Genomic DNA, 8,137 nt, shown 5'->3' with positions numbered 1-8,137 from the left:
TCGGCCGCGGGGACGCCTGCCCGGTCCTCGCAGGTTTGCCGAGCGCCGCAGGCGCGAAGGACGCCATGCCAGCGCGATCCCGGCCCCACCCGCACGGGGGCTGGCAGCCGGCGCGATGCGAAAAAGCGGGGCGCGATAGCGCCGCTTCAATACGGCAACTCCGACTCCTCGCCTTCGCGGGGAGGACCGGAACCGGCCAGGGCGTCGAGGGCTGCGTCGAACTCCGTCTCGTCGTTCAGCCGCCGCATCGGCGGCAGCGCCGCCAGCAGGCGCCGGCCGTATCCCATCTGCACCAGCCGCGTGTCGCACACCACCAGCAGGCCCTGGTCGGTCTCGCGGCGGATCAGCCGCCCCGCGCCCTGCTTCAGCGCCACCGCCGCTTCGGGCACGAAGTACTCGTTGAAGGGACTGCGGCCCTGCGACTCCAGACGCTGGCCGCGCGCCTCCACCAGCGGGTCGCCGGGCGGGGGGAAAGGCAGCTTGTCGATGATCACCAGCTGCAGCGCGTCGCCGGGCACGTCCACGCCTTCCCAGAACGAAGCCGAGGCCACCAGGATGCAGCCGGGCCGCCCTTCGCTCGCGCCCTCGCGGAAGCGCTCGATCAGGCGCCGCTTGGGCCACTGGCCCTGCACCAGCACCTCGATCTCGGAAGAGCCTTCGAAGCGGGCCTGCAGCTGTTCGCCGATCGCGCGCAGCGCGCGCAGCGTCGTCGTCAGCACCATGGTGCGGCCGCCGATGCGCAGCGCCGCGCGTTGCGCGAGCTGGCCGACGGCGTGGCTGTGGCCGGGATCGTTCGGGCGCGGCAACTGGCGCGGCACGTAGACGGCGGCCTGCGAGGGATAGTCGAAGGGGCTGGCCACGCGCACCACTTCCGCTTCCGACAGCCCGCAGGGTTCCGTGAACCAGGACAGGCGCGGATCGTCGCCCAGCGTGGCGGAAGTGAAGACCCAGGCGCGCCGCGGCGCTTCCGGATCCTGCTCCTGGCCGGTCTTGAGCAACTTGCCCTGCACCGCTTCGGCGATGTCCAGCGGCGATTCCACCAGGCGCAGGTGCGTGCCGGCGTCGACCCAGCGCACCGATCCAGGCTCCGCTTCGCGCGTGAAGGCCTGCACCCGCTGCGCGAGTGCCGCTGCGCGCTCGTGCAGCCGCACGAAGTCGGGCGCGGCCTCGCTCACGGTGGCCAGCCCTTCGGCGGCCTGCTCCAGCGCCTGCCGCAGGGTGTCGAGCGCATCGAGCCAGGTGCCCTCGTGCACCCCTTCGGGCGCTGGCGCGGTCCAGCGCAGGCGGCTGCCCAGGGGTGTGCGGCCGATCACCAGCCGCAGTTCGCGCGCCGCGCGTTCCGTCGCGCCGGCGAGCTGCTGCCAGTCCACGAGTCCGCGGGCGAACTGCAGGCCGGCGCCGAGCATGTCGCGCGTGAAGTCCAGCACCTGGCCGGTGCCGACCTGGTGCCCGAGGAACTGCACCCCGGTTTCATTGAGCTGGTGCGCCTCGTCGAAGATCACCACCCGCACGGTGGGCAGCAGTTCGGCCATCCCGGACTCGCGCACCGCGAGATCCGCGAAGAACAGGTGGTGGTTGATCACCACGACATCGGCGGCGAGCGCCTCGCGCCGCGCGTTGTTCACGTGGCAGCTGCGGAACTTCGGACATTGCGAGCCGAGGCAGTTCTCGCGCGTCGACGTCACCAGCGGCAGCAAGGGCGAGCGTTCGTCGAGGCCCGGCATCTCCGCGAGGTCGCCGGTGCGCGTCGACTGCGCCCACTGCTCGATCCTGGCGAGCGTGCGCACGGCGGTGCGATCCGGCAGGCTGGCGTCGCGCCGCGCCAGTTCGAGCCGGTGCGTGCACAGGTAACTCGCGCGGCCTTTCAGCAGCGCCATGCGCAAAGGCAGGGCCAGGGCTTCGGCGAGCCGCGGCAGGTCGCGCGCGAACAGCTGGTCCTGCAGCGTCTTGGTGGCCGTGGACATCAGCACCCGCTCGCCACTGAGCAGCGCGGGCACGAGATAGGAGAAGGTCTTGCCGACGCCGGTGCCGGCCTCCACCACCAGCGCACCGCCCTGCTCTATGGTCCGGGCGACGGCAGCCGCCATCTCGGTCTGGCCGGAACGCGGCCGGAACGCTTCGGCTGCGCGCGACAGCACGCCACCGGGCACGAAGGCTTCGCGGGTGAGGTCCTCGAGGTGCTGCGCCGGTGGCGTCCAGGCGTGCGCGGGCCCGTCGTGGCGCTCGGGCGGCGCGACTGCCGGATCCGTCATCACGCGGGTTCTTTGGGATCGAGCGCGAGTTCGAGCCGCGCGATCTGGTCCCGCAACGCGAGGCGGCGCTTCTTGAGGCGACGCAACATGAGTTCGTCCACGGGACTCTGCTCCGCCGTCCGGTCGATCATGGCGTCGAGGTCGGCGTGCTCCATGCGCAGCTCGATCAGGCGCCTTTCGGGGGAGTGCAGGTTGGAGTCCAAGGGTGAAAAGCGGGGCGCCGCCGAGAGTTTTCGATCATACGTCTTTGCCGGGCGATAATCGAGCGATCTCATCCATGCAGGCTCGAAGAAGTTCATGAGCAACGGCTACCGCATCACCGCCGCCACCGGCATCCACAAGGGCGACCGCGAATACCAGCAGGACCAGATCGCCCTCGTGTCGCATGCGCGGGTCAACGGCTGCATCCTCGGCGTGGTGGCCGACGGCATGGGCGGCCGCAGCGGCGGCCGTAAGGCCTCCGACCAGGTGATGATGACCTGCAAGCAGCTGTTCGAGCGCTACTCGCCGACCTCCGACTACGCGCCGGCACTGCTCAAGCAGATGGTCCAGGAGTCGCACCTGGTCATCAAGCTGACCGCGATCTCCTCCGAGCAGGAGCCGCACAGCACCATCGCCGCCTTCATCATCAATCCCAACGGCGAATGCCACTGGGCGCACGCGGGCGACTCGCGCATCTACCACTTCCACAGCAACCGCCTGGTCAAGCGCACGATGGACCACTCCTACGTGCAGACGCTGGTCGAACGCGGCGAGCTGACGGAGGAGGAAGCCAACGTGCATCCGCAGTCGAACATCCTCATGGGCTGCCTGGGCGCCGAGGACGACCCGCCGGCGGACGTGCACCACATCGAGCAGCTGCGACCGGGCGACAGCCTGCTCGCCTGCAGCGACGGCGTGTGGCACTACTTCAGCGCCGAGGAGCTCGGCTCGGTGCTGTCCTCGCTGTCCCCGCGCGAGGCGAGCGAGTTCCTGATCGACAAGGCGCGCCAGCGCGCGCACGGCGGCGGCGACAACCTGTCGCTGCTGATCGTGAAGTTCGAGCCGCTGACGGAGTGAGCGACGGTGGGCAGGCGCAGCTTGCCCGCCCTGCCCGCGAAATTATTTCGGGACCGGCAAGCCGGAGGCCGCCGGCTTCGCGCGCTTCGCCACGCGCTCCTGGATCTCGGCCCGGTGCGCCTCGGCGTCGCGCAAGCGCTTGTCGTGGGCGGCGCGGTTCTTCGCCGCCTCTTCCGCCGTGACGGTGGGTTGCTTGGGCGCCCTGGCCTCGCGCGGCTTGCCTCGCAGGCCCGAGTGTCCGGCGGACGACTTGTCGTGGCGCGGCGCGCTTGCGCGCTCGGCCTGCTGCCCGGCGCGCTTCTGCGCCTTGTCCGCGGCCTGCGCCTCGCGCCCCTGCTGCTGCTCCACCGCCTTCGCGCGGCGCTCCTGCTCCTCGCGCTGGCGCTCGGGCGAGTTGCGCTCCGCCTGGTCGCGCAGGCGCTCGGCGCCGCGGCGCTTGCGTTCGGCGTCGTTCAGCACGCGCTCCTGGCGGCGCAGGTCGGCCTGCGCGGCACTGCGCTCGCGTTCCGCCTTCTTCATGCAGTCGGTCACGGCGAAGCGCGCGTTGCACTCCTTGCGGCGCTCGGCGAAGCGAACATCGGCCGCCTTGCGTTCGGCCTCGATGCGCGCGCGCTCGGCGCGCTCGGCGCGTTCGGTATCGTCGCCCTGCGCATACGCGGGCAGCACGGCCGCCATCGCCAGGGCGAGCACGAGGAAGGGTTTCATGTCAGTCGGGTGTCGACGGTGCGGTGTTCGAGGGCCAGGTACTCGGTGGACTGCATCTCGTTCAGGCGCGACACCGTGCGGGGGAACTCGTGGGCCAGCGCGCCTTCCGTGTACAGCTCCTCCGGCGGAACCTGGGCGGACAGGATCAGTTTGACACGCCGATCGTAAAGAACATCCACCAGCCAGGTAAACCTTCGTGCTTCCGAGGCGTTGCGCGCCGACATCCGCGGCACGTCGCTGAGCAGCACGGTATGGAACTGGGTGGCGATCTCCAGGTAGTCGTTCTGCGAGCGGGGGCCGCCGCACAGGGTCCTGAAGTCGAACCAGATCACGCCGCCGGCCTTGCGCCGGGCGCGGATCTCGCGCTGCTCGATGTGCAGCAGCGGGTCCTCGTCGTGCGAAGCCGACAGGCGCGTGAAGGCTTCGTTCATCTGGGCGTCGGCCTCCGGGCCCAGGGGCGTGTGGTACAGCCTCACCTGCTCCATCGTGCGGCGCCGGTAATCGGTGCCGTTGTCGATGTTGATCACTTCCAGCTTCTCGTTCAGGAGCCCGATCGCCGGCAGGATGCGGTCGCGGTGCAGCCCGTTGGGATAGAGCTCGTCGGGCCGGAAGTTCGAGGTGGTGACGAAGCCCACGCCGTTGTCGAACAGCGCGTCCAGCAGCCGGTGCAGGATCATCGCGTCGGTGATGTCGGCGACGTGGAACTCGTCGAAGCAGACCAGGCGGTAGCGCCTGGCGATGTTCTTCCCGAGCACGTCCAGCGGGTTGACGGTGCCCTGCAGCTCCGCCAGCTCGCGGTGCACCTCGCGCATGAACTCGTGGAAGTGCAGGCGCGTCTTGCGCACCACCGGGACGGCCTGGAAGAAGCAGTCCATCAGGAAGCTCTTGCCGCGCCCCACCCCGCCGAACATGTAGACGCCGCGCGGGACGGCCGGCCGGTTGATCAGCTTCTTGAACGCATTGGAGCGCTGCTCCTTGTACTGCGCCCAGTCGGCGGCGCAGCGCTCCAGCGCATCGATCCCGCGCAACTGCGCCGGATCGCTCTGGTAACCCCTGGCTTTCAGTTCGTCGTAGTAGACGTCGCGGACGCTCATGAACTACCAACAACCGGACGCAGAAGTCGCAGAGATTTCGCAGAGGACGCAGAAAAAGTCTTCATTGAATTCTTTGCGCCCTCTGCGGAACCTTTGCGTCCTCTGCGTCCGGATGCTTGTCTTCAGAAGTTCAGCGTGCGCTTGTCCACCGCCAGCGCCGCTTCCTTGGTCGCTTCGGAGAGCGACGGGTGCGCGTGGCAGATGCGGGCGATGTCTTCGGCCGAAGCCTTGAACTCCATCGCCACCACGGCTTCGGAGATCAGCTCGCTGGCCATCGGGCCCACGATGTGCACGCCGAGGATTTCGTCGGTCTTGGCGTCGGCCAGGAACTTCACCATGCCGGTGGTGTCGCCCAGCGCGCGCGCGCGGCCGTTGGCCAGGAACGGGAAGGTGCCGGCCTTGTACTGCACGCCGTCGGCCTTGAGCTGCTGCTCGGTGCGGCCCACCCACGCGATCTCGGGCGAGGTGTAGATCACCCAGGGGATCGTGTTGAAGTTGACGTGCCCGTGCTGGCCCGCGATGCGCTCGGCCACCGCCACGCCCTCTTCCTCCGCCTTGTGCGCCAGCATCGGTCCGCGCACGACGTCGCCGATCGCCCAGACGTTCGGCAGGTTGGTGCGGCACTCGTCGTCGACCACGATCGCGCCGCGCTCGTCGAGCTTCAGGCCCACGGCTTCCGGCTTCAGGCCGATGGTGTTGGCCACGCGGCCGATCGACACGATCACGTGGTCGGCGTCGAGGTTCTGCGCCTCGCCCTTGGCGTTGGTGTACGCCACGGACACGCCCTTGCCCGCCGTCTTGATCTCGCCGACCTTCACGCCCAGCTCGATCTTGAGGCCCTGCTTGGTGAACGCCTTCTGCGCTTCCTTGGCGATCTGCTCGTCGACCGCGCCCAGGAACGTGGGCAACGCTTCCAGCACGGTGACTTCCGCGCCGACGCGGCGCCACACCGAGCCCATCTCCAGGCCGATCACGCCGGAGCCGATCAGCACCAGCTTCTTCGGCACCGCGGGGATGCGCAGGGCGCCGTCGTTCGACAGGATCTTGTCCTCGTCGAAAGGCACGCCCGGCAGCGCGCGCGCGTTGGAGCCGGTGGCGATGATCACGTGCTTCGCGACGAGCGTGTCGTCGCCGGCCTGGATCTCGTAGCCGGCGTCGGTCGCCTTGCCGAAGGAGCCGCGGCCGTGGAAGAAGCTGACCTTGTTCTTCTTGAACAGGAACTGGATGCCGTCGTTGTTCTGCTTCACCACGGCGTCCTTGCGCGCCACCATCTTCTGCACGTCGATGGTGAGGCCCGACACGCCGATGCCGTGGTCGGCGAAGTGCTTGCCGGCGTGCTCGTAGTTCTCGGACGATTGCAGCAGCGCCTTGGACGGGATGCAGCCGACGTTGGTGCAGGTGCCGCCCAGCGCGGGCTTGCCGTCCTTGTTCTTCCACTCGTCGATGCAGGCGGCGTTGAAGCCGAGTTGCGCCGCGCGGATGGCGGCGATGTAGCCGCCGGGGCCGCCGCCGATGACGACGACGTCGAAATTCTTGTTGCTCATGGGACTGTTCTCGTTGTGGGCCATGACCGTGTCATTGCGGGCTTGACCCGCAATCCATGACGGCCGCCGATCGACCGCCGCATGGATCCCGGGTCGAACCCGGGATGACAACGTTGGTGGTCGTTGTCAGATATCGAACAGCAGGCGCGCCGGGTCTTCCAGCGCTTCCTTCATCGCCACCAGGCCTAGCACGGCTTCGCGGCCGTCGATGATGCGGTGGTCGTAGGACATCGCGAGGTAGTTCATCGGCCGGACCACGATCTGGCCGTTCTCCACCACGGCGCGGTCCTTGGTGGCGTGCACGCCCAGGATCGCCGACTGCGGCGGGTTGATGATGGGGGTGGACAGCATCGAGCCGAACACGCCGCCGTTGGAGATCGAGAAGGTGCCGCCGGTCATCTCCTCGATGCCCAGCTTGCCGTCGCGCGCCTTGGCGCCGTACTCGGCGATCTTCTTCTCGATGTCGGCGAAGGACATCTGGTCGGCGTTGCGCAGGATCGGCACCACCAGGCCGCGCGGAGAACCCACCGCGATGCCGATGTCGAAGTAGCCGTGGTAGACGATGTCGTTGCCGTCCACGGAGGCGTTCAGCACCGGGTACTTCTTCAGCGCGTGCACCGCGGCCTTCACGAAGAAGGACATGAAGCCGATCTTGACGCCGTGTTCCTTCTCGAACTTCTCCTGGAACTTCTTGCGCATCTCCATCACGGGCGCCATGTTCACCTCGTTGAAGGTGGTCAGGATGGCGTTGGTGGCCTGCGACTGCAGCAGGCGCTCGGCGACGCGGGCGCGCAGGCGCGACATCGGCACGCGCTGTTCCGGGCGATCGCCCAGGTCGGGCGCGCCGACCGGCGCGGACACCGCGGGCAGCGAAGCCTTGGCGGCGGGCGCCGCGGGCATCGGGGCGGCGGCCTTGGCGATCACGCCCGAGGCCAGCGCGCCGATCACGTCGCCCTTGGTCACGCGGCCGTCACGGCCGGTGCCGGCCACGGCGCCGGCGGCGATGCTGTTGTCCGCCATCATCTTGGCGGCGGCGGGCATGGCGACGTCGGACTTCGAACCGCCGGCGGCGGCGGCAGGCGCAGGGGCGGATGCCGTGGCGGCGGCGGGCGCGGCCTTGGCGGCAGCGGGCGCGGCCGCGCCGGCCTTGCCTTCGGTGTCGATCTTCGCGATCACCTGGTCGGACGTGACGGTGCCGCCGTCGGCCACCACGATCTCGCCCATCACGCCGGCGCTGGGCGCGGGCACTTCGAGCACCACCTTGTCGGTCTCGATCTCGATCAGGATCTCGTCCTGCGCGATCGCCTCACCGGGCTTCTTCTTCCACTGCAGCAGGGTCGCCTCGGCAACCGACTCGGACAGTTGCGGGACCTTCACTTCAACGATAGCCATTTGAATTCCTAGATTCTTTTCACGCATCCGCGCGGTGACCGGCCGTCAGGTCCGAGTCGACCGCGCGGAGATATTTCCGCGCCGCAGGCGT

At 69.0% G+C, this 8,137-nt stretch carries 7 protein-coding genes; 1 reads left to right on the top strand and 6 read right to left on the bottom strand.

The genetic code is table 11. The annotated features are described in order from the left end of the window. Positions 1 to 146 precede the first annotated feature (146 nt). Complete coding sequence (locus VF522_RS04420; RefSeq protein ID WP_330907015.1) at positions 147 to 2,252, bottom strand: ATP-dependent DNA helicase; 2,106 nt, start codon at positions 2,250 to 2,252, stop codon at positions 147 to 149. Then, entirely contained in the window at positions 2,252 to 2,455 is a 204-nt protein-coding gene (locus VF522_RS04415; protein ID WP_330907017.1) for a YdcH family protein, read from the bottom strand. The genes VF522_RS04420 and VF522_RS04415 overlap by 1 nt, the downstream gene beginning before the upstream one ends. 94 nt (positions 2,456 to 2,549) lie before the next feature. On the opposite strand from VF522_RS04415, the gene VF522_RS04410 reads away from it, so the two are divergent. Next, positions 2,550 to 3,311 (top strand): PP2C family protein-serine/threonine phosphatase, encoded by a 762-nt coding sequence (locus tag VF522_RS04410; RefSeq protein ID WP_330907014.1) that lies wholly within the window; start codon positions 2,550 to 2,552, stop codon positions 3,309 to 3,311. Positions 3,312 to 3,353: 42 nt separating this feature from the next. On the opposite strand, the gene VF522_RS04405 is transcribed toward VF522_RS04410, so the two are convergent. The 4 genes from VF522_RS04405 to odhB all read right to left on the bottom strand — a co-directional run bounded on the left by VF522_RS04405 (position 3,354) and on the right by odhB (position 8,046). Further along, positions 3,354 to 4,016: a hypothetical protein gene (locus tag VF522_RS04405; RefSeq protein WP_330907013.1), complete on the bottom strand. Its 663-nt coding sequence runs from the start codon at positions 4,014 to 4,016 to the stop codon at positions 3,354 to 3,356. Beyond that, entirely contained in the window at positions 4,013 to 5,110 is a 1,098-nt protein-coding gene (zapE, locus tag VF522_RS04400) for a cell division protein ZapE (protein ID WP_330907012.1), read from the bottom strand. Before zapE ends, VF522_RS04405 begins: the two co-directional genes overlap by 4 nt. Positions 5,111 to 5,232: 122 nt before the next feature. After that, positions 5,233 to 6,654 (bottom strand): dihydrolipoyl dehydrogenase, encoded by a 1,422-nt coding sequence (gene lpdA, locus VF522_RS04395; RefSeq protein WP_330907011.1) that lies wholly within the window; start codon positions 6,652 to 6,654, stop codon positions 5,233 to 5,235. Between the two features lie 126 nt (positions 6,655 to 6,780). Beyond that, a complete protein-coding gene (gene odhB, locus VF522_RS04390) occupies positions 6,781 to 8,046 on the bottom strand; it encodes a 2-oxoglutarate dehydrogenase complex dihydrolipoyllysine-residue succinyltransferase (protein ID WP_330907010.1) in 1,266 nt (421 codons plus the stop codon). Between the last annotated feature and the right edge of the window lie 91 nt (positions 8,047 to 8,137).

This window comes from Ramlibacter sp. (assembly GCF_036383835.1).
Classification (GTDB): Bacteria; Pseudomonadota; Gammaproteobacteria; order Burkholderiales; family Burkholderiaceae_C; genus Ramlibacter.
Note: the sequence above shows the minus strand (reverse complement) of the source record. Positions and strands in the feature narration are given on the sequence as shown.